The 21077-nt window shown below is 74.5% G+C and carries 19 protein-coding genes and 1 riboswitch; of the genes, 10 read left to right on the top strand and 9 right to left on the bottom strand.

Translation table 11 applies throughout. The features are described 5' to 3' along the window. Positions 1–359 precede the first annotated feature (359 nt). From ACIBCJ_RS16400 to ACIBCJ_RS16385, 4 genes are all read left to right on the top strand, one after another. Complete coding sequence (locus ACIBCJ_RS16400; RefSeq protein WP_243860108.1) at positions 360–914, top strand: carbonic anhydrase; 555 nt, start codon at positions 360–362, stop codon at positions 912–914. A gap of 257 nt (positions 915–1171) precedes the next feature. Next, positions 1172–2245, top strand: coding sequence for an AAA family ATPase (locus ACIBCJ_RS16395; protein WP_399282617.1), 1074 nt, complete (start codon positions 1172–1174; stop codon positions 2243–2245). After that, the gene (locus ACIBCJ_RS16390) at positions 2245–3609 is read left to right on the top strand and encodes a DUF58 domain-containing protein (RefSeq protein ID WP_365980167.1); all 1365 of its coding nucleotides are present in this window, start codon (positions 2245–2247) and stop codon (positions 3607–3609) included. Before ACIBCJ_RS16395 ends, ACIBCJ_RS16390 begins: the two co-directional genes overlap by 1 nt. Next, a complete protein-coding gene (locus ACIBCJ_RS16385) occupies positions 3606–5999 on the top strand; it encodes a DUF3488 and transglutaminase-like domain-containing protein (RefSeq protein WP_365980166.1) in 2394 nt (797 codons plus the stop codon). The genes ACIBCJ_RS16390 and ACIBCJ_RS16385 overlap by 4 nt, the downstream gene beginning before the upstream one ends. Before the next feature lie 318 nt (positions 6000–6317). Here ACIBCJ_RS16385 and ACIBCJ_RS16380 read toward each other — a convergent pair whose 3' ends face one another. The 3 genes from ACIBCJ_RS16380 to ACIBCJ_RS16370 all read right to left on the bottom strand — a co-directional run bounded on the left by ACIBCJ_RS16380 (position 6318) and on the right by ACIBCJ_RS16370 (position 8564). Beyond that, the gene (locus ACIBCJ_RS16380) at positions 6318–6725 is read right to left on the bottom strand and encodes a spore wall synthesis complex protein (protein ID WP_362102096.1); all 408 of its coding nucleotides are present in this window, start codon (positions 6723–6725) and stop codon (positions 6318–6320) included. A gap of 276 nt (positions 6726–7001) precedes the next feature. Then, positions 7002–7829 (bottom strand): methyltransferase, encoded by an 828-nt coding sequence (locus ACIBCJ_RS16375; RefSeq protein ID WP_365980165.1) that lies wholly within the window; start codon positions 7827–7829, stop codon positions 7002–7004. A gap of 147 nt (positions 7830–7976) precedes the next feature. Next, entirely contained in the window at positions 7977–8564 is a 588-nt protein-coding gene (locus ACIBCJ_RS16370; RefSeq protein WP_362102091.1) for an SAV_6107 family HEPN domain-containing protein, read from the bottom strand. A gap of 196 nt (positions 8565–8760) precedes the next feature. On the opposite strand from ACIBCJ_RS16370, the gene ACIBCJ_RS16365 reads away from it, so the two are divergent. Both ACIBCJ_RS16365 and ACIBCJ_RS16360 read left to right on the top strand, forming a co-directional pair. Further along, positions 8761–9390, top strand: a complete 630-nt coding sequence (locus ACIBCJ_RS16365) for a TetR/AcrR family transcriptional regulator (protein ID WP_365980164.1) — start codon at positions 8761–8763, stop codon at positions 9388–9390. Between the two features lie 580 nt (positions 9391–9970). Continuing rightward, entirely contained in the window at positions 9971–11491 is a 1521-nt protein-coding gene (locus ACIBCJ_RS16360; RefSeq protein ID WP_365980162.1) for an NAD(P)/FAD-dependent oxidoreductase, read from the top strand. A 49-nt stretch (positions 11492–11540) separates the two neighbouring features. On the opposite strand, the gene ACIBCJ_RS16355 is transcribed toward ACIBCJ_RS16360, so the two are convergent. From ACIBCJ_RS16355 to ACIBCJ_RS16330, 6 genes are all read right to left on the bottom strand, one after another. Then, positions 11541–12530 carry a hypothetical protein gene (locus ACIBCJ_RS16355; RefSeq protein WP_365980161.1) on the bottom strand — a complete coding sequence of 330 codons (990 nt, stop codon included), beginning with the start codon at positions 12528–12530 and terminating at the stop codon, positions 11541–11543. 56 nt (positions 12531–12586) lie between these two features. Beyond that, positions 12587–13510, bottom strand: a complete 924-nt coding sequence (metF, locus tag ACIBCJ_RS16350; RefSeq protein ID WP_133888406.1) for a methylenetetrahydrofolate reductase [NAD(P)H] — start codon at positions 13508–13510, stop codon at positions 12587–12589. 154 nt (positions 13511–13664) lie between these two features. Further along, positions 13665–14339 (bottom strand): thiamine phosphate synthase, encoded by a 675-nt coding sequence (gene thiE / locus ACIBCJ_RS16345; RefSeq protein WP_365980160.1) that lies wholly within the window; start codon positions 14337–14339, stop codon positions 13665–13667. A gap of 125 nt (positions 14340–14464) precedes the next feature. Then, positions 14465–14830, bottom strand: coding sequence for an Rv2175c family DNA-binding protein (locus tag ACIBCJ_RS16340; protein ID WP_133888404.1), 366 nt, complete (start codon positions 14828–14830; stop codon positions 14465–14467). Between the two features lie 62 nt (positions 14831–14892). Beyond that, positions 14893–16170, bottom strand: a complete 1278-nt coding sequence (locus ACIBCJ_RS16335) for an FAD-dependent oxidoreductase (RefSeq protein WP_362102074.1) — start codon at positions 16168–16170, stop codon at positions 14893–14895. 31 nt (positions 16171–16201) lie between these two features. Continuing rightward, positions 16202–16552 (bottom strand): hypothetical protein, encoded by a 351-nt coding sequence (locus tag ACIBCJ_RS16330; protein ID WP_365980159.1) that lies wholly within the window; start codon positions 16550–16552, stop codon positions 16202–16204. A 52-nt stretch (positions 16553–16604) separates the two neighbouring features. Continuing rightward, positions 16605–16716, top strand: a riboswitch (TPP riboswitch). Here ACIBCJ_RS16330 and thiO point away from each other — a divergent pair. The 4 genes from thiO to pknB all read left to right on the top strand — a co-directional run bounded on the left by thiO (position 16714) and on the right by pknB (position 21076). Further along, positions 16714–17940: a glycine oxidase ThiO gene (thiO, locus tag ACIBCJ_RS16325; RefSeq protein WP_365980158.1), complete on the top strand. Its 1227-nt coding sequence runs from the start codon at positions 16714–16716 to the stop codon at positions 17938–17940. Its footprint overlaps the riboswitch before it by 3 nt. Before the next feature lie 5 nt (positions 17941–17945). Then, positions 17946–18146, top strand: coding sequence for a sulfur carrier protein ThiS (gene thiS, locus ACIBCJ_RS16320; RefSeq protein ID WP_362102348.1), 201 nt, complete (start codon positions 17946–17948; stop codon positions 18144–18146). Between the two features lie 2 nt (positions 18147–18148). Beyond that, positions 18149–18943: a thiazole synthase gene (locus tag ACIBCJ_RS16315; protein ID WP_362505476.1), complete on the top strand. Its 795-nt coding sequence runs from the start codon at positions 18149–18151 to the stop codon at positions 18941–18943. A gap of 174 nt (positions 18944–19117) precedes the next feature. Continuing rightward, positions 19118–21076: a Stk1 family PASTA domain-containing Ser/Thr kinase gene (gene pknB, locus ACIBCJ_RS16310; RefSeq protein WP_365980157.1), complete on the top strand. Its 1959-nt coding sequence runs from the start codon at positions 19118–19120 to the stop codon at positions 21074–21076. The last annotated feature ends 1 nt before the right edge of the window (position 21077 follow it).

The raw sequence follows: 21077 nt of genomic DNA, 5'->3' as shown, positions 1-21077 counted from the left end.
CTGAAGGGGAGGCCTGCCGGCGCCAAAAGCGTCGGCCGGCCGGGAGCGGGAGGAGGCCGAGCCGTACGTACGCGCCGCGCACGTGGGGAGATCTGGCGGGGCGTCGCCCAGGTCTCCGGGGATTCCAGTCCAGCAGGGAGACCCTCGCCTCCCGCTTCGCGTCACTTTAGTCCACCGTGTCGCCCGGTCAATCAACCGGCCTGCGCGTCGCGGGCGCCGGCGTCCGCAAACCGGTGCCGGACGCCTTCTCACTCGTACGGCGGCATCGCACCGCCCTGTGGAGTGGCTCACAACAAGCCGCGATGATGTTCTTTGTCCCCCTTCACAGCGGGCCACCGGCAGGGACGGCCGTTAACGTCATGGATATGACGACTTCTGCATCGGTACCCGCAGGCTCCGAATCCCCCATAGAGGACGGCTCGTCCGCCATCGGCCGGTTCGTCGAGGCGAACACCCGTTACGCCGCCGAGTTCGCCGACGCCGAACTGGCGGGCCGCCCCGCGCTCCAGGCGGCCGTGGTGGCCTGCATGGACGCGCGTCTGGACGTGACCGCGGCGCTGGGCCTGCGCAACGGCGACTGCCACGTCATCCGCAACGCGGGCGGGGTGGTCACCGACGACGTGATCCGCTCCCTCACCATCAGCCAGCGCGCCCTGGGCACGCGCAGCGTGATGCTCGTCCATCACACGGCGTGCGGCATGGAGACCCTCACCGAGGACTTCCGGCACGACCTGGAGCGGGAGGTCGGCCAGCGTCCGGCCTGGGCGGTGGAGTCCTTCCAGGACGCGGAGCAGGACGTGCGCCAGTCGCTCGAGCGGGTGCGCACCTCGCCCTTCCTGCCGCACACGGACGACGTGCGCGGCTTCGTCTACGACGTGAAGACGGGTCTGCTGCGCGAGGTCGACCCCGCCTGACCCGGTGGCCCACCCCGTCGATCCCGCCGGGCAAGCGCCGCAAAGGCCGTAAGGGCCGACATATCGCGGTCAGTTGTCCACAGGCGAGTGACACGAATCGGTAACGGCGGCAAGAATGCGGGAAGTGGTGTCGCGCGGAACTTTTTCCGGGCGGCGTCCGTGATTCGGGGTGGGCCGGTCCGCGCAGCGGGACCGGCCCGGCAAGCTGGGGTACCTCCGCTTCCCGGGAAGCGCGGGGAAAGGCCGAGGAGGGCCGGGTGACGACCTATGACGATCAGGCGAGCCGTGGGGGCACCGCCGCGCGAGCGTACGGGAGCGTGGGGGAAGATCTGACCGCTGTGGTCGAGCGGGTCCGTGCCTCGGTGGAGGGCGTGATCGAGGGCAAGCCGGAGGTCGTCCGGCTCTCGCTGACCGTGCTGCTGGCCGAGGGGCACCTGCTGATCGAGGATGTCCCGGGGGTCGGCAAGACGATGCTGGCCAAGGCGCTGGCCCGGTCCATCGACTGCTCCGTGCGCCGGATCCAGTTCACGCCCGACCTGCTGCCCTCGGACATCACCGGCGTGTCCATCTGGGACCAGCAGCGCAGGGACTTCGAGTTCAAGCCCGGCGCGATCTTCGCGCAGGTGGTGATCGGCGACGAGATCAACCGCGCGTCGCCGAAGACCCAGTCGGCGTTGCTGGAGTCGATGGAGGAGCGCCAGGTCACCATCGACGGCCAGACCTACGAGCTGCCCAGCCCGTTCATGGTGGTGGCGACGCAGAATCCGGTCGAGATGGAGGGCACCTATCCGCTGCCGGAGGCCCAGCGGGACCGTTTCATGGCCCGGGTGTCCATCGGCTATCCGAGTCCGGAGGCCGAGCTGCAGATGCTCGACGTGCACGGCGGGGTCAATCCGCTGGACGATCTCCAGCCGGTGGCGCACGCGCACGAGATCCTGAAGCTGATCGAGGCGGTCCGCGGCGTCCATGTGGCCGACCCGGTCCGGCGGTACGCGGTGGACCTGGTCGCCGCCACCCGAGCCCACCCGGACCTCAGACTCGGCGCCTCGCCGCGCGCCACGCTGCACCTGCTGCGCGCGGCGAAGGCGTCCGCCGCCCTGAGCGGCCGGGACTACGCGCTGCCGGACGACGTGCAGGCCCTCGCGGTCGCCGTCCTGGCCCACCGGCTGCTGCCGACCGCGCAGGCCCAACTGGGGCGCCGCACCGCCGAGCAGGTCGTCCAGGAGATCCTGCAGCGCACCCCGGTGCCCGCGCAGCCACAGCAGCAGACGGGCCTCGGCCTGGGCCGCGGCACGTCGGCGTACGGTCAGCAACCGCCGCGGAGGCTGTGATGGACGCCGGGGGGACGGCCGGGGACGCGGAGGGCCGCGGCGAGGGCGGCGGGGTCCGCACCGCGCTGGCCGGTCTGACCACCCGCGGACGCTCCTTCCTGGCCGCCGGCATCGCCGCCGCGGTCTGCGCCTACGTGCTCGGACAGAGCGATCTGCTGCGCGTCGGGCTGCTCCTGGGCGTGCTGCCCCTCGTGTGCGCGGCCGTCCTGCACCGCACCCGCTACCGGGTCGCGGGCAGTCGCCGGCTCTCCCCCGGGCGGGTGCCGGCGGGCAGCGAGGCCCGGGTCCATTTGCGCGTCGACAACGTCTCCCGGCTGCCCACCGGTCTGCTGATGCTCCAGGACCGGGTGCCCTACGTGCTCGGCCCGCGCCCCCGTTTCGTCCTCGACCGGGTGGAGCAGGGCGGCCGCCGCGAGGTGTCCTACCGGGTCCGTTCGGACCTGCGCGGCCGCTATCCGCTGGGTCCGTTGCAGCTGCGCCTGACCGACCCGTTCGGCCTGTGCGAGCTGACCCGCTCCTTCTCGTCGTACGACACCCTGACGGTCGTCCCGCGCGTGGAGGCGCTGCCCCCGGTGCGGCTGAGCGGCGAGGCGAAGGGGTACGGCGAGGGCCGGCAGCGCTCGCTCGCCCTGGCCGGCGACGACGACGTGATCCCGCGCGGGTACCGCTACGGCGACGACCTGCGCCGCGTGCACTGGCGTTCCACCGCCCGCTACGGCGAGTTGATGGTGCGCCGCGAGGAGCAGCCGCAGCGGGCCCGCTGCACGGTGCTCCTGGACACCCGGGTCGTGGCCTTCGAGGGCGCGGGCCCCGACTCGGCCTTCGAGTGGGCGGTGTCGGGCGCGGCGTCCGTGCTGGTGCACATGCTGGAGCGGGGCTTCTCCGTCCGGCTGCTCACCGACGCGGGCGACTCGGTGCCGGGCGAGGGCGCCGACGGGTTCGCGGGCGCGAGCCAGGGAACGGCCGACGCGGCCGGCCTGATGCTGGACACCCTCGCGGTGATCGACCACTCCGACGGCACCAGCCTGTCCTCGGCGTACGACACGCTGCGCGGCGGGAACGAGGGGCTGCTGGTGGCGTTCTTCGGGGACCTGGACGAGGAGCAGGCCGCGATCGCCGCGAAGATGCGGCAGCGCAGCGGCGGCGCCCTGGCCTTCGTCCTGGACAGCGAGACCTGGTCCCGGGAACCGTCGGAGGTGCCCGGCCCGTCGGACGGGAGCCGGGAGCGGCTGCGCATGCTGCGCGAGTCGGGCTGGACCGCCGTGGCCGTCCCCCGGGGCGCGGCGGTCGAGGAGATGTGGCGCGCGGCCGACCACGAGCGCACCACCCTGACCACCCCGACCGGCGGGAGGGCGACGCGATGAGCGGGCGGACCCGGCTGACGGTGTGTGCCTGGGCGGCCACGGTGATGGCGGCGTGTGCGTTGCTGCCCCTGGTCGATCCGGCCACCTGGATCCTGCAGGCGGCGGTCCTGCTGGCGGTGCAGTCCGGTGTGGGCGCGGTGACGCGGCGGGTGCCGCTGGCACGGCCGCTGACCATCGCCGCCCAGGCCCTGGTCACGCTGCTGCTGCTGACCCTGGTCTTCGCCCGGCAGCAGGCGGTCGGCGGGGTGCTCCCCGGCCCGCAGGCGTTCCAGCACTTCGCCGACCTGCTCCAGCAGGGCGGCGACGACATCGCCCGGTACGCGATCCCGGCGCCGCTGGAGTCCGAGGGCATCCGGCTGATGCTCGTCGGCGGTGTGCTGGTGATCGGGCTGCTGGTGGACACCCTCGCGGTGACCTTCCGCAGTGCCGCTCCGGCGGGTCTGCCGCTGCTCGCGCTGTACTCGGTGGCCGCGGGGCTGTCCGAGGGCGGCGCCGACTGGCTGTGGTTCCTGGTCGCGGCGGCCGGTTATCTGATGCTGCTCCTGGCCGAGGGGCGGGACCGGCTCTCGCAGTGGGGCCGGGTCTTCGGCGGCTCGCCGCGCACTCCGGGCGCGGTGGACCAGGGGCGCGCGCTCGCCCCGGTCCGCACCGGACGGCGCATCGGCGCCTTCGCCCTGGGCATCGCCCTCGTGGTGCCGCTCGCCCTGCCCGCGATGGACGGCGGGCTGCTGGACGGCGCCCGCGGCGGCGTGGGCTCCGGGACCGGGGGCGGCGGCACGATCTCCGCGGTGAACCCGCTGGTCTCCCTGCGGGACAGTCTGAACGTCGACGAGAACCGCGAGGTCCTCAGCGTCCAGACGGACTCCGAGGACCTGTCGGACCTCTATCTGCGCATCGTCTCCCTGGACGACTTCGACGGCTCCACCTGGAAGCCGTCCAAGCGGCACATCACCGGTGTGCCGGACGGCACGTTCCCCACCCCGGCCGGGCTCGGCCCCGACATCAGGCGCACGGAGATCCGGACCATGGTCGCGGCCGCCGACTGGTACGCCCAGACCTGGCTGCCCATGCCCTACCCGCCCAGCGGCGTGCGCGTCGCGGGCAACTGGCGCTACGAGCCCGTCGGCATGACCCTGGTCGGCGACCACGGCCAGAGCACCCGCGGGCTGACGTACGAGGTGCGGAGCCTGAGCGTGCAGCCGACGGCCCAGCAGCTCGCCGCGGCGCCGCAGCCGCCGATGGCGCTCCTGCGCGAGTACACGGCGCTGCCGGACTCCCTGCCCGAGGTGGTCTCCCGCACCGCGCGCGAGGTCACCGCCGGTGCCGCGAACCCCTACGAGCAGGCGGTCGCCCTCCAGGAGTACTTCGCGGTCGACGGCGGCTTCGAGTACGACACCCAGGTCAAGGTCGGCAGCGGCTCGGACGCGATCGCCACGTTCCTGAAGGACAAGGAGGGCTTCTGCGTCCACTTCTCCTTCGCCATGGCTGCGATGGCCCGCTCCCTGGGCATTCCGGCCAGGGTCGCGGTCGGCTTCGCACCGGGGGCACCGCAGGCGGACGGCTCGGTGTCGGTGGGGCTGCGGGACGCCCACGCGTGGCCCGAGGTGTACTTCGAGGGCGTGGGCTGGACCCGCTTCGAGCCGACGCCGACGCGTGGCTCGGTCCCGCCGTACACCGTCGCGGACCGGCCGGGCAGCTCGGTGCCGGATCCCGCCCTGCCGTCCCGGAGCACGCAGGCGGAGCCGTCGGCGGCGCCCTCGGAGAGCGCGGGCTGCTCCCCGCAGGACAAGAAGCTGGGCGCCTGCGCCACCGAGTCCGCGGCGGCCGTGCCCGTCAGCGGCGGCGACGGGCCGAAGTGGTACGCGCTGCTGGCCTGGGCCCTGGCCGGACTGGTGGTGCTGCTGGTCCCGCTCGCACCGATGCTGTGGCGGCTGCGTGCCAGGGCGGCGCGGCTCGGGGCGCACGGTCGCGCCGAGGCCGATGCCGGCCCGCACACCCTCGTGGTCTGGCAGGAGCTGACCGACACCGCGTGGGACCTGGGGATCCTGCCGGAGGAGTCGCAGACCACCCGCAAGGCGGCGGCCCGCATCGTCCGGCTGGGCGGGCTCGAACCGGCGGCCGCCGCGGCTTTGCACCGGGTGGCGGACGCCGTGGAGCAGGTCCTCTACGCGCCCCGCCCCCGTCCGACGGCGGGGCTGACGCAGGACGTCCGGCTGGCAACCGCCGGTCTGCGTGCCGCGGCCGGCCGCGGCACGCGGTCGCGCGCACTGCTCGCCCCGCGTTCGGCCGTTCGGGTGACCTGGGCGGTGTCGGCCCGGTGGGCGGCTCTGAAACGGCGGGCGACGGCCACCCGGCCGGTGTGGCGCAGGACGTCGGACCAGCAGGGCTGAACGGGGTGCGGAGCCGTCCCGGGACACCCGCCGCCCGTCCCGGGGCCCCCACCCGTCCTTGGGCGCCCGAGTCGCGGGGCGGGGGCCATCAGCGGGGGGACGGGCATAGCGGGGTCTGTGCCCCTGTCCATCCGCGCGACGGGCGCTCGGACCTCCCGCGGCGAGCGATGGAGGATCCGCGTGGCGGGCGCCGGGCACTTCCCGGCGGGCGCTCCGGCTCGCTCCGGCGCTCGCTCACGGCGCACGCGTGAGGGGGTGACCACCGGGCGGTGGTCACCCCCTCACGCGGGATGCTCTGGTGAGCGGCGGCTCAGGGCGCTACTGGCCGCCCTGCTGCTCGTCTCTGCGGCGCTGCCAGCGCTCGTCGATCCGGTCCATCATGGAGCGTTTCTGTCGTACTTGGCGGCGCGCTGTCTGGGGGCCGGTCCCGGCCGCCTGCTGCTGCTCGCCCGGCTTGGGGGCCTTGCGCCAGCCGGTCACGGCGAGCACCGCGCAGCCCAGCATGACGAGGAAGCCCACCACACTGAGCCACACCTGCTGGGCGACCATACCGGCCATCAGGAGCGCAATACCCACGAGGAAGCCCGCGACCGCCTGGTAGACCCGTCGCCGGGTGTACGTACGCAGCCCGCTTCCCTCGAGCGCTGTCGCGAACTTGGGATCTTCGGCGTACAGCGCTCGCTCCATCTGCTCGAGCATGCGCTGCTCGTGCTCCGAGAGCGGCACGGAGTCCTCCTCATCGTGCAGTCGCCGGGGCGACCCGGGGGGTCCCTTCAGGATAGGCAGGGAATCGCCCCCGTGAAACCCGCCCCTCTGCGCCAATTGACCAACCGGACTCCGTCATGGCCGTGCCGGCTCGCTGAAGTTCCCATTCCCCAGCGGCCGACCCGTCATGCCGGGCCGTCTCCCTCGATCATACGGCGACTGCCCCTCGTTCGGGGGGCCTGTGGCGTACTCCATCTGCAGTCGCGCCGCTGATCAGCGCCTTACCCCACCGGGCGCTCAGGCCTCGTCGGCACCGCGGGTCTCACCGAGCACATGCAGCTGGGTGGCGACGGAGTGGAACGCGGCGAGTTCGGCCGCCGCGGCCTCCAGCTTCAGCAGGGCGTCCATCGCGCCCGGCTCGGTGTCGACCAGCCCGCCGGGCACGAGGTCGGCGAAGACCCGGACGCCGTGCACGGCGCCGATCCGGAGCCCGGCGCCCTCGACCAGACCGGTGAGCTGCTCGGCGGTGAACCGGCGCGGCACGGGGTCGCCGGTGCCCCAGCGGCCGTCCGGGTCGGACAGGGCCTGGCGGGCCTCCGTGAAGTGGCCGGCGAGGGCACGCGCGAGCACGGCGCCGCCCAGGCCCGCGGCGAGCAGGCTGAGGACGCCCTCGGCGCGCAGGGCCGCCACCGCGTTGCGGACGCCCTCCGCGGGGTCGTCGACGTACTCCAGGACGCCGTGGCACAGCACCGCGTCGTAGCCGCCGCGCTCGACCACCTCGAAGAGGCCGCCGGCGTCCCCCTGGACGCCCCGCACCCGGTCGGCGACGTCGGCCTCGGCGGCGCGGCGCTCCAGGGCGAACAGCGCGTTGGGGCTCGGGTCCACGACGGTGACGCGGTGGCCGAGCCCGGCCACGGGCACCGCGAAGTTGCCGCTGCCGCCGCCGGTGTCCAGGACGTCCAGTGCCTGCCGGCCCGTGGCCTTGACCCGGCGGTCCAGGGCGTCCTGGAGGACGTCCCACACCACGGCGGTGCGCAGGGCCGCCCGGGAGCGGGAGGGCTCGGTGCGCGGCGACGCCGTCTGCGGTCGGGGGTGGGAGGCGGGCGGGCGCATCGGGTCCGACACGGCAGTTGTCTCCTCGGCGCGGCACCGCCTCGGGCACGGGCGGAGCGAACGGGCTGCCGCCCCCGCCCGGTGCGGGGAGGGGAGGCTTCAGGCGCCTCCCACCCTATTGCCTCCGTCGGGCCCGCCGGTCACCCGCTCACGACCCGGTCATCCCGCGTCGGACAGGTCCCGGCCCGGGTGGCCCGACCCGGGGCGGTCGGGGTGCTCCGGGCCCGGTGGGTCCGCGTCCGGGCGCGGCTGGGGCAGCACCGGCTGGAGGACCAGCATCCGCTCCACCAGCCGCAGGAACATCGCCACGTCGCGTATCAGGTCGTCGGCGTCCCTGCGGCCCGCAGCGCCCTGGATGCCCGCCTCGGCCCGGGCCCGGCGGCTCGCGCCGGAGGCGAACAGGGCGCTCCAGTCGGACAGCTCGGGCGCGATCTCGGGCAGCACCTCCCAGGCGCTGCGGATGCGGGCCCGGGCCCGCGGGCTGGTCTCCGGGCGGCCCCGGGCGGCCAGCACCGCCGCGGCGGTGCGCAGGGCGGCGAGATGGGCCGTCGCGTAACGCTCGTTCGGCGTTTCGAGGACGGCTGCCTCGTCCAGTCCGGCCCGGGCCTGGGCGAGCAGGTCGAGGGCGGCGGGCGGGGCCGTCGTCCGGCGGAGCACGGGGTGCACGTCGCTCGCCGGTCCGGTCAGTGAGGGTGCAGGGCCGGCTGCGCGGCGCCGCCGGGCGGCGGCTGCGGACGAGTGGGCCATGACGATCCTCCTGTCGTCTCCGTGACGGCACGTCCTGGCAGGAGGTGCCGTATGTGCCCATCGTGAGGTATGGCACTGACAATCCGTTCTGACCTGGGCTTTCCGTTCGATCGGCCGTTCGGTTCGGCGGACCGGGCCGCCCGGGGCCCGGGGCCTGCGGTGACACCCGCGCGCGGGGTGCTGTGAGAATCGGACCATGGAAAGCAGCAACACCGCGTCGCAGAGCGGCAGCCGTCGCGAGGCCACCCGGCAGAGGCTCTACGAGGCGGCGGTCACCCTGATCGCCGAGCAGGGCTTCTCCGCCACCACCGTGGACGAGATCGCCGAGCGGGCCGGGGTCGCGAAGGGCACGGTCTACTACAACTTCGCCAGCAAGTCCGTCCTCTTCGAGGAGCTGCTGCGGCACGGTGTCGGCCTGCTGACCGCCTCGCTGCGCGAGGCCGCGGAGCGGACGGCCCGGGAGGGCCGCGGCCGGGTCGACGCCCTGGACGCGATGATCCGCGCGGGGCTCGTCTTCATCGACCGCTATCCCGCCTTCACCCAGCTGTACGTGGCCGAGCTGTGGCGCACCAACCGGGCCTGGCAGTCGACGCTCCTGGTAGTCAGGCAGGAGGCCGTGGCGGTGGTGGAGGGCGTGCTGCGCGAGGGCGTGGCGAGCGGGGAGTTCAGCGAGGAGATCGACGTGCCGCTGACCGCCGCCGCACTGGTCGGCATGGTCCTGGTGGCCGCGCTGGACTGGAAGGCGTTCCAGGCGGAGCGCTCCCTCGACGACGTGCACGCCGCGCTGTCGCGGCTGCTCCAGGGACGCGTGAGCGGCCGGGGCTGACCGACCCGGACCGACCGGCCCGAACCGAGCGCCCGGAGCCGAGCGCCCGGCGGGACCGGACGCGGGCCAGGCAGGGTCGACACGGGCCGAGCGGGACCGGACGCGGGCCAGGCGGGGCCGGGCGCGGGCACGGGCCGGGCGCGGGCCGGGCGCGGGCCGGGTACGAAGAACGCCGGTCCGTGGTGGCCGCGTCCCCCGCGGGCCGCCGTCGGACCGGCGCCTTCTCCTGCTCCCCCGTACGTCCCCCCGACGGAACTCCCGTCACCGGTCGTCCCTCCGGGCTCCCCCGTCTCGCTCCCGCCGACCGCGGCCGGCGGAAGGAGCGGATCGCGGGCCCGGCTCCGTTCCGGCGCCCCGTGCCGCCGGTTCCGGAGCCGTGCCCCTCTCCGTGTCTCCACTCTCTCGTTCCCGCAGGTCGCGGCCCATCCGCGCGCGTACTCATCCGGCGGACTAGGTACACCTACTCACGGCTGCGCATCCCGCCTCACGGCGCGGCCCCGCCGACCGGTCACGGGGACGTCCGTCGCGGTGCTCAGCCCGCGCACGGGCGGTGCCGGCGGCGGCGGCTAAAGTCCCTGGCATGGCACGGATTGCGGTGATCGGCGCCGGGATGGGCGCGATGGCGGCGGCCGCCCGGCTCGCCGTCGCGGGCCACCGGGTGGTGGTGTACGAGCGGACGACGGCCTACGGCGGAGCCCTGGGCCGCTTCGAGCGGGACGGGTTCGCCTTCGACACCGGCCCCGGTCTGCTCCCGCTGCCCGCCGTCTGGCGCGACCTGTTCGTGAAGACCGGCAAGGAGCCGCTGGAGTCGTGCGTCGAGCTGGTCCAGGTCGACCCGTCGTCCCGGCACGTCTTCGCGGACGGTACGGAGGTCTCGCTGCCGAACGCCTCGCGGGCGGGTGTGGTCGCCGCCCTGGACGCGGCGCTCGGTGCGGGCGCGGGGCAGCGCTGGAGCGACTTCCTGGTGCGGGCCAGGGAGACCTGGGACCGCACGCGCCGCCCCCTGCTGGAGGAGCCGCTGTGGCCGAACTGGCGGGTGCTGGCCGAGCGGGAACCCTATCCGGCGGTCCCGCACAAGCGGCTGCTGCGCACCCGCCGGGCCGGCACGCTCGCCGAGATCGGCGCCTGGGAGCTGCGCGATCCCCGGCTCGCCGCCCTGCTGGAGAGCCACGCGCTCGCGTACGGTCTGGATCCCCGCACCGCCCCGGCGAACACCGCCGTGCTGCCGTACATGGAGTACGCGTTCGGCACGTGGTACGTGCGCGGCGGCGGCCTGCGGGAGCTGGCGCGGGCGGTGTACGAGCGGTGCCTGGCCCGCCGGGTCGAGTTCCGCTTCGGGACCGAGGTCACCCGGATCGTCGAGAAGGACGGCCGGGTGGTGGGCGTGGAGTCGGCCGAAGGGGCCCTGGAGGAAGCCGGGTTCGTGGTGGCCGGTGTCGCGCCGGAGGTGCTGGACCGCCTCCGCGGCGGTTCGCCGGCAAGGGGCGCGGACGAGGTGCCGGCGCAGCGCGGCGGTGCGAGCCGGCTGACGGTGCTGCTGGCGCTGCGGGGCGGGCGCCCCGAGGGCACCGTGCACCGGACGACGGTGCACGCGGCGGACCGTGCGGCCGAGCTGGACCGTCTGTTCGGCGCCGCTCCCGGGTCGGCCGCGCGGCCGACCGTCACCGTCCTGCGGCCCGACGACCCGGCCCTGGTGCCGGACGCGGACCACGAGGCGGTCACGCTCTCCGCGACGGTGCCCGCTCTGAGCGGTGGTCAGGAACCGGACGCGGCCGAGGCGTTCGGCCGCGGCGCCGAGCAGTTGATCGACGCCGCCGAGCGGGCGGTGCCCGGTCTGCGCGACCGGCTCCTGTGGCACGAGGTGCGCACCCCGGCCGAGGTGGCGGCGGACACCGGCGTCACGGACGGCGCGATTCCGGTGCCGGCGTTCGCGGGCGCCGCCGGGCGTCTGCTGCACCCGGCCAACGCGACGCGCACGGAGGGTCTGTTCACGGTCGGCGGCTGGTCGCACCCCGGCGGGGGCCTGCCGCACGCGGGCATGTCGGGCGCGCTGGTCGCCGGACTGATCGTCGAGGGGCCGGAGTTCCGCGGCTCGCAGTGAACGGCCGGGGAGGCGGGCCCGTGGCCGCCGCCCGGCGCCCGCGTGCTCCTCAGAAGCGGTACTGCTCGTCGTAGCCCTGGTTCCGGCCCTGCGCCCGGTCGTCGCCCTGGTAGGGGTAGGACTGCTGCTCGGGCGGGAGTTCACCGCCGTAGGGGTCGTCGGTGCTGCGCTGCTGCGGCACCCACACGCCGCCGGCCGGGGTTTCGCCGCCGTAACCGCCGGGCGCGCCGGTGGCGTACGGGTCCTGCCCGTAGCCCTGCTGCCCGTACTGCTGCTGCGCGCCGGTCGCGTCGTAGCCGCCGGTGTCGTACGCACCGCCGCCGTACTGGTGGGTGCCGATGTACGGGTCGGAGTACGCGGCGTACTGCTGCTGGGCCCCGGGGTCGTAGCCGTAGCCCTGCTGCTGCCCGTAGCCCGAGTAGTCGTAGGCGTAGGCCTGGTCGGCGCCCGGCGCGGCCGCCGCCTGCTGCTGGCCGGTGCCGTAGCCGGAGTCGGCGTACACGCCGTAGGAGCCGGTGTCGTCCGGCATCGGCTGCGGCTCGTAGACGGCGGTGGTCTCCGCGGCGGAGGGGGCGGCGGCGGGGCGCGCCGGGGTGAAGACGTCGTCGCGGTCGTAGTCGTCGGGCCCGTACGGCGGGCCGTCCTGAGCCGGGACGTGGCCCTGGGCGTGCTCGTCGTAGCCGTCGTGGTCCCGGCCGCCCTCGGTGGGCCCGGCCGCGGGGGCCTCGGGCACCGGCTCGCGGCGCCCGCGTTCGGGACGCGCGCGCTTGCCGACGAGGCTCACCGGGGCGTTGACCGCCCAGCCCGCCTCGAAGCCGCGGCGGAACGAGAGGGTGACGTAGGTCTGGCCGACCGCGAAGGCCGCGGCGCCGAGACCGATGACGAGCACGTTCGACATCAGCACACCGGCCACCACGCCGACGAAGCCGCCGAAGGCCAGCAGCCGCCAGCGCAGCCGCGCCTTGTACTGCAGCAGCACCTCGCCGAGCAGCCACAGCGCGACGACGCCGAACGCGATGTAGAGGACCGTCCAGCCCATGTACGCCCCTCTCCCAGTGGCCGTTACGCAGTGTGTCGCAAATACGTGCGGCCGGTCTAGGCCCGCGGGGGATGGTGCAGGCCCAGGTTCTCGTAGATTTCCAGCGTCGCGGTGGAGTTGTTCAGCGTGATGAAGTGCAGTCCGGGCACACCCTCTGCCAGCAGTCGCGCGCAGAACTCCGTGGCGAACTCGATACCGATCGAGCGTACCGCCGCCGGATCGTCCTTGACCGCGAGGATCCGCTCTTTCAGCTCCGCCGGGAACGAGGCGTTGCTGAGTTTCGGCAGTCTCTCCAGCATCTTCACACTGGTCACCGGCATGACCTCGGGGATCACCGGGGTCGCGCAGCCGGCCGCGGCGACCCGGTCGCGCAGCCGGAGGTAGGACTCGGCCTGGAAGAACATCTGGGTGATCGCGTAGTCGGCGCCGGCCCGGCACTTGTCGACGAAGTGCGCCACGTCCGTGTCCCAGTCGGCGGAGCGCGGGTGCATCTCGGGGAAGGCCGCCACGCCGACGCAGAAGTCGCCCGACTCCTTGATGAGCCTGACCAGCTCGGCGGCGTAGGTCAGGCCCTCGGGGTGGGCGATCCAGTCGGCGCCCGGGTCGCCGGGCGGGTCGCCGCGCACGGCCAGCATGTTGCGGATCCCGGCGTCGGCGTACTGGCCGATGATGTTCCGCAGCTCGGCGACGGAGTGGTCGACCGCGGTCAGGTGGGCCACCGGGGTCAGCGTGGTGTCGGCGACGATCTGCTGGGTCTCGCGGACCGTGCCCGCGCGGGTGGAACCGCCGGCGCCGTAGGTCACGGAGACGAAGTCCGGGGCCACGGCCTCGACCCGGCGGAGCGCGCTCCACAGGTTCTTCTCGCCCTTGGGCGTCTTCGGCGCCGAGAACTCGAACGAGTACGTCGTCTTGCCGGTGGCGAGGATGTCACGCACCGTGCGGGCGCGGTCAGTCCTCGTGCTTGCGGTTCCGAGGGCCATACCGGCAGGTTAGCCAGGGTGTGACGGTCACCCAACCGGATGCGGGATATTTGTCCCTATTGTCGAGTTGTTGTCCATCTTTTGGACACTCGGCCCGCCCTCGGCTCCGTGCGACCCCGGGCGGCTGCGTGCCGCTCCGCGCGGTCGTGTCCGGCTACTTCCCGGCCGGCGCCGCCTCCCGCAGCCGCTTCGCGAACTCGGCCGCCGCCGCGCCCGGGTCCTCGGCCGCGGTGATCGCGCGGACGACGACCGCGCGCCGGGCGCCCGCGGCCAGCACCTCGTCGAGGTTGCCGAGGTCGATGCCGCCGATGGCGAACCAGGGGCGGTCGGTGCCCAGGCCGGCCGTGTACCGGACCAGGTCGAGGCCGGGGGCGTGGCGGCCGGGCTTGGTGGGGGTGGGCCAGCACGGACCGGTGCAGAAGTAGTCCACGCCCTCCTGGGCGGCGGCAGCGGCGGCCTCGGACTCGGCGTGCGTGGAGCGGCCGACGAGGACGTCGGCGCCGAGGATCGCCCGGGCGGCGGGCACCGGCAGGTCGCCCTGACCGAGGTGCAGCACGTCGGCGCGGGCGGCGTGGGCGACGTCCGCGCGGTCGTTGACCGCGAGGAGCTTGCCGTGGCGGGCGCAGGCGTCGGCGAAGACCGCCAGGTGCTCCAGCTCCTCGGCCGCCTCCATGCCCTTGTCCCGCAGCTGCACGATGTCGACGCCGCCGGCCAGCACGGCGTCCAGGAACTCGGGCAGGTCACCCTGGTCGCGGCGGGCGTCCGTGCAGAGGTAGAGCCGGGCGTCGGCGAGCCGGGCGCGGGCGGTGGTCGGGGCGGTGTCGGGCATGCGGGTGTCCCCCCGGGGTCGGTGGCGTGGGCCCACGACGGGCCGCGCGATTCTGGCACACGGCCGCGGACCCGGCCTCTCCCGGGCCCCGGTCCGCGGCTCGTGTGCCGGGGCGGTGCGCCGGGTCAGACGGCGAGCGCCTGGGCGCGGCGCTTGACCTCCGTACCGCGGTTCTCACTCAGCGCCTGGGCGGGGGTGCCGGGCAGGCTCGGGTCGGGCGTGAAGAGCCATTCCAGCATCTCCTCGGCCGTGAAGCCGTCGTCCCGCAGCAGCGTCAGGGTCCCGACCAGGCCCTTGACGACCTTGTCCTCGTCGATGAAGGCCTCGGGGATGTGCAGCGCGCGGTTCTCACCGCGGCGTACGGCGATGAGCTGGCCTTCCTTGATCAGCTGGCGTACCCGGGTCACCTCGACGCCGAGCTTCTCGGCGATGTCGGGAACGGTGAGCCAGGCAGGCACGAGAGCATCGATCTTTGCGTCAATCTCGGTCACGCCCCCCAGACTGCCACCTGGCACTGACAGTCGGAAACCGGGCCGCGCCCGACCGCGCCCGGTTACGCCGTCGCGGCCGCCGTCTTCAGCGGTCTGGCCGGATCGGCCAGCAGCCCGGGGTCCATCGTGGTGCCCGCCTGGATCAGCCGTCTGCCCTGTGCCAGGTCCCGGGGGCGCCCCACCGCCAGCAGGGCCACCAGGCGGCCCGCGCGCAGCCAGCAGACCGTCCACGCGGGGCTCGCGGGGTCGCCGCGCCACAGCGTGGTGTCGGCGGCCGTGTGGTGACCGGCGTACTGCACGAAGCGGCCGAACTGCTCGGACCAGAAGTACGGCACCGGGTCGTAGGCGGGCGGGGCCTCGCCGCCCGGGGCGCCGACGATGTCGGCGGCGACCGTGCGCGGGCCCTGGAGGGCGTTGTCCCAGTGGTGCACCAGCAGCCGCTCGCCGTAGCGGGCGGAGGGGAAGGACGCGCAGTCGCCCACCGCGTGCACGTCCGCCGCGGAGGTGCGCAGGCGGTCGTCGGCCAGGACCTCGCCGTGCGCGCCGAGGGCGATGCCGGAGCCGGCGAGCCAGCCGGTGGCCGGGCGGGCCCCGATGCCGACGACGACCGCGCCGGCGGGCAGCCGGGTGCCGTCGTCGAGGACGACGCGGGCCGGCTCGCCGGGGCCGCCGGGTTCGACGCGCTCCACGCGCGCGCGGGTGCGCAGTTCTGCCCCGGCGTCGGCGTACCAGTCGGTCATCGGCGCGGCGACCTCGGCGGGCAGCGCGTCGGCCAGCGGCCGGTCGGCGGCTTCCACCACGGTCACCGCGCAGCCCGCCTCGCGCGCCGCGGTGGCGAACTCGGCGCCGATCCAGCCCGCGCCGACGACCACGACGTCGTGCTGCCGGGCGAGCACCGGGCGCAGCCGTTCGGCGTCGTCCAGGGTGCGCAGCAGGTGGACGCCGGGCACGTCCTCGGTGCCGGGGAGCCGGACCGGTTCGGCGCCGGTCGCCAGGACGAGGGCGTCGTAGCGGACGGGGCCCTCGGAGGTGTCCAGGACGTGGTCGCCGGGGCGGACGCCCAGGGCCTCGCAGCCCAGCCGCAGGGTGATGCCGAGCGCCTCGAAGTCGACGTCGAAGGCGGAGCCCTCGGCGGTGCCGAGCAGGACGGCCTTGGACAGCGGGGGACGGTCGTACGGCTGGTGGGGCTCCGCGCCGATCAGGATCACCGGGCCGGTGAAGCCCTGCTCCCGCAGGGCGACCGCGGTCTGCACGCCCGCCATCCCGGCGCCCACTACGACCACACGGCGCTCCGCGTCCGCCACCGGTTCCCGCCCCCGCTCGTTCGTCTGCTCGCTCACCCGATCACCATAGTTACCCGCGAAACGCCGGTCAGTGCCCCTGCGCGGTGATCTGCTCCACGACGCTCGTGCCGCTGCCCGCCTGCGACTCCCACTCCCAGGTCTCCTCCAGGCGCACGCGTCCGTCCGGCAGCTCCACGACGGTCGAGGCGCAGTGGCCCGACGAGGTGCTGCCGTCGGTCTTCAGCTGCACGTACCGGAAGTCGAGGCGGTCGCCCTCCCTGGTGCCCACCAGACGGCCGCGCACGACGTCACCGCCGGCGTACTCGGCCCACACGGCGCCGTCCTGCTCGTGGTAGGTGAACCGGGTGCGGGTGCCCACCTGGCCGGGCGCCTGGTCGGCGACCGGCGCGAGGACGAGACCGTCGAGCGAACGGGTCATGGACACGGGCTCCCTTACGAGTGCGATGCCCTGCGGGCTAGGGTGGCCAACGTAAAGCACTCGCGGGAGCCCGGACGCACCGGGCTGAGAGGGAGGCTGGCGGCCTCCGACCGTACGAACCTGATCCGGGTCATGCCGGCGAAGGGAGGGGCTGGACGCCCATGTCGTCTCCACCGAACGCATCTCGTCCTCCTGGTACGTCTCGTGCGCCCGACGTCCTGGTCGTCGGCGGCGGGGTCGTCGGGCTGGTCACGGCCTGGCGGGCCGCGCAGCGCGGGCTGGCCACGGGCCTCGTCGACCCCGAGCCGGGCGGCGGGGCGGCCCAGGTGGCGGCCGGGATGCTGGCCGCCGTCACGGAGCTGCACTACGGCGAGGGGACGCTGCTCGCCCTGAACCTCGCCTCGGCCCGCCGGTACCCCGCGTTCGCGGCCGAGCTGGCCGACCTCACGGGTCACGACCTCGGGTACCGCCGCTGCGGCACGCTCGCCGTCGCGCTGGACGCCGACGACCGCGCCCACCTGCGCGAACTGCACGCGCTCCAGCAGCGCTCCGGCCTGGAGTCGGAGTGGCTGTCGGGGCGCGAGTGCCGACGTCTTGAGCCGATGCTCGCGCCGGGCGTGCGCGGGGGGCTGCGGGTGGACGGCGACCACCAGATCGACCCCCGGCGCCTGGCCGGCGCACTGCTGGCAGCCTGCGAGCACGCGGGCGTGGTCTTCCAGCGGACGTGGGCGGAGCGGCTCACCGTCGGGCGCGGGGACCGCGCCACCGGTGTCGTCACCTCCGACGGCACCGCGCTGGAGGCCGGACAGGTGGTGCTGGCCGGGGGCAGTCTGAGCGGGCGGCTGACGGGCGTGCCGGAGGCCGTGCTGCCGCCGGTGCGGCCGGTGAAGGGCCAGGTGCTGCGGCTGACGATGTCCAGGGCGCGGCCGCTGCTGCACCGGACGGTGCGCGCCGTGGTGCGCGGCAACTCCGTCTATCTGGTGCCCCGCGAGAGCGGTGAGCTGGTCGTCGGCGCCACCAGCGAGGAGCTGGGCTGGGACACGACGGTCACCGCGGGCGGCGTCTACGAGCTGCTGCGCGACGCCCACGAGCTGGTTCCCGGCATCACGGAGCTGCCCCTGACGGAGACCCGCGCGGGCCTGCGCCCGGGCTCCCCGGACAACGCCCCGCTGCTCGGCCCGACCGCTCTGGACGGCCTGTCGCTGGCCACCGGGCACTACCGCAACGGCGTCCTGCTCACCCCGGTCACCGGCGACGTCATGGCGGATGTCCTGACCACCGGGGAGCTGCCCGAGGAGGCCCGCGCCTTCACCCCGCGGCGCTTCAGCACCGACCCCGCCCTACCCCGGCCTTCGACCCCCTCGGAACGGACGGAGCAGACCGTATGACTCCCGTGACCATCTCCGTCAACGGCGAGCCCCGCGAGGTGGCTCCCGGCACGGCCCTGGACGCGCTGGTGGGCACCCTCACCGCGGCACCGTCCGGCGTGGCCGCCGCCCTGAACGAGACCGTCGTCCCGCGCGCGCAGTGGTCCGCCACCGCCCTGGCCGACGGCGACCGCGTCGAGGTCCTCACCGCTGTGCAAGGAGGCTGACCATGGCCGACGATCCCTTCGTCCTCGGCGGTACGACGTACGGCTCCCGCCTGATCATGGGCACGGGCGGGGCGCCCAGCCTCGACGTGCTGGAGCGCGCCCTGGTGGCCTCCGGTACGGAGCTGACGACCGTCGCGATGCGGCGGGTGAACGCCTCGGTGCACGGGTCGGTGCTGTCCGTCCTCGACCGGCTCGGCATCCGCGTCCTGCCCAACACGGCCGGCTGCTTCACCGCCGGGGAGGCCGTCCTGACCGCGCGGCTGGCGCGCGAGGCGCTGGGCACGGACCTGGTCAAGCTGGAGGTCATCGCCGACGAGCGCACCCTGCTGCCGGACCCGGTCGAGCTGCTGGACGCGGCGGAGACGCTGGTCGACGACGGGTTCACGGTGCTGCCGTACACCAACGACGACCCGGTGCTCGCGCGGAAGCTGGAGGACGCCGGGTGCGCGGCGATCATGCCGCTGGGCTCGCCGATCGGGTCCGGGCTCGGCATCCGCAACCCGCACAACTTCCAGCTGATCGTGGAGCACGCGCGCGTACCGGTGATTCTCGACGCGGGAGCCGGTACGGCGTCGGACGTAGCGCTGGCGATGGAGCTGGGGTGCGCGGGTGTGATGCTGGCCTCGGCGGTGACCCGGGCGCAGGAACCCGTCCTGATGGCCGAGGGGATGCGGTACGCGGTGGAGGCGGGGCGGCTGGCCCGGCGGGCGGGGCGGATCCCGCGCCGGCACTTCGCCGAGGCGTCGTCTCCGGCGGAGGGCCTCGCCGTGCTGGATCCGGAGCGGCCCGCCTTCTAGGGGTGACCCGCGCAAGATCCGGACGACGTCCCCTGGGTCCTGTCGGCAGCCGGGGCGGGAGCGCGGCCCGGCGGTCGCGGCGGCGCGGACGCCTACGTCACAGGTGCGCTGCAGTCGTGGTGCGATTCCGGGCGGCGGCGCGGGGTGTCCGTGGTGGCTCGTAGACTCCCCTGCGTGGACACGACCCTTCAGGACCCTCTCGTCGGGCAGGTGCTCGACGGCCGGTACCGCGTCGAGGCGCGGATCGCGGTGGGCGGGATGGCCACGGTCTACCGGGCCGTGGACACCCGCCTGGACCGCGTGCTCGCGCTGAAGGTGATGCACCCGACGCTCGCGACCGACGCCACCTTCGTCGAGCGGTTCATCCGCGAGGCCAAGTCGGTGGCCCGGCTCGACCACCCCAACGTGGTCCAGGTCTTCGACCAGGGGGCCGAGGGGGCGTACGTCTACCTGGCGATGGAGTACATCGCGGGCTGCACCCTGCGGGACGTGCTGCGCGAGCGCGGGGCGCTCAGGCCGCGGGCCGCGCTGGACATCCTGGAGCCGGTGCTGGCCGCGCTCGGCGCCGCGCACCGCGCGGGGTTCGTGCACCGGGACATGAAGCCGGAGAACGTGCTGATAGGCGACGACGGCCGGGTCAAGGTCGCCGACTTCGGTCTGGTCCGGGCCGTGGACACCGTCACCAGCACCACCGGCTCCGTCCTCGGCACCGTCTCCTATCTGGCGCCCGAACAGATCGAGAACGGCACCGCCGATCCCAGGGTCGACGTCTACGCGTGCGGTGTCGTGCTGTACGAGATGCTGACCGGCGCCAAGCCGCACGACGGGGATTCGCCCGCCGTCGTGCTCTACAAGCACCTGCACGAGGACGTGCCGCCGCCGTCAGCCGCCGTGCCGGAGATGGCGTACGAGCTGGACGAGCTGGTCGCCGCGGCCACCGCCCGCAATCCGGAGATCCGGCCGCACGACGCCGTGGCGCTGCTCGCGCGGACCCGTGAGACGCGGGAGGCGCTGAGCGCGGACCAGCTGGACGCGGTACCGCCGCAGGCGCTGGCCGCCGAGCACGACGGCGCCGAGGACCGTACGAGCGTGATCCCGCGCGCACTGACCATGCCCCGGCCGCTGCCCGTCGACGAGGACGAGGGCGGGGACAGCCGCCCGGCCGGGGCGTTCGCCTCGGACGGGATCGACCGCACCAGCCGGCTGGCGGCTCCCCCGCCGGCCCCGCCCCGCTCCCGCCTGTCCCGGCCGCGACGCGGTCCGCTGGCGATCGTCGTGGCCGTCCTGCTGCTGCTCGGCGTCGGCACGGGCGTCTGGTACATCAACTCCGGGCAGTTCACCAAGGTGCCGCCGCTGCTGTCCAAGTCCGAGGCGCAGGCCAGGGACCGGCTGGACGACGCCGGGCTGGACGTCGGCAAGGTGAAGCACGCCTACAGCGACACCGTGGAGCGCGGCAAGGTCATCAGCACCGACCCCGGGGTGGGCGACCGCATCCGCAAGAACGACTCCGTGTCGCTCACGGTCTCCGACGGCCCCGACACCGTGAAGCTGCCGGACGTGTCCGGCTACCGGCTGGACCGGGCCCGGAGCCTGCTGGAGGACGAGGGTCTGGAGCCCGGCATGGTGACGCGGGAGTTCAGCGACGAGGCGGCCGAGGGCTTCGTGATCTCCACCGAGCCCGGGTCGGGCACCACGGTGCGCGCGGGCTCCGCGGTCGCCCTGGTCGTCAGCAAGGGCAGCCCGGTCGACGTCCCGGACGTCACCGGTGACGACCTGGACGACGCGAAGGCCGAGCTGACGGACGCCGGCCTGAAGGTGGAGGTCGCCGACGAGCAGGTCGAGTCGGAGTACGACAGCGGCCAAGTGGCCCGGCAGACACCGGAGCCGGGCGGCCGGGCCGCCGAGGGCGACACGGTGACCCTCACGGTGTCCAAGGGCCCCCGGATGATCGAGGTCCCGGACGTGGTCGGCGACAGCGTGGACGACGCCAGGCAAACGCTTGAGGACGCGGGCTTCGAGGTGGACGAGGACCGAGGGCTGCTCGGGCTCTTCGGCGACACCGTCAAGGAGCAGTCCGTGGACGGCGGGGACACCGCTCCCGAGGGGTCCACCATCAAGATCACCATCAGGTGAC

It is taken from the genome of Streptomyces sp. NPDC051136, from assembly GCF_044455745.1.
GTDB lineage: Bacteria > Actinomycetota > Actinomycetes > Streptomycetales > Streptomycetaceae > Streptomyces.
This window is presented reverse-complemented; position numbering and strand designations above follow the sequence as displayed.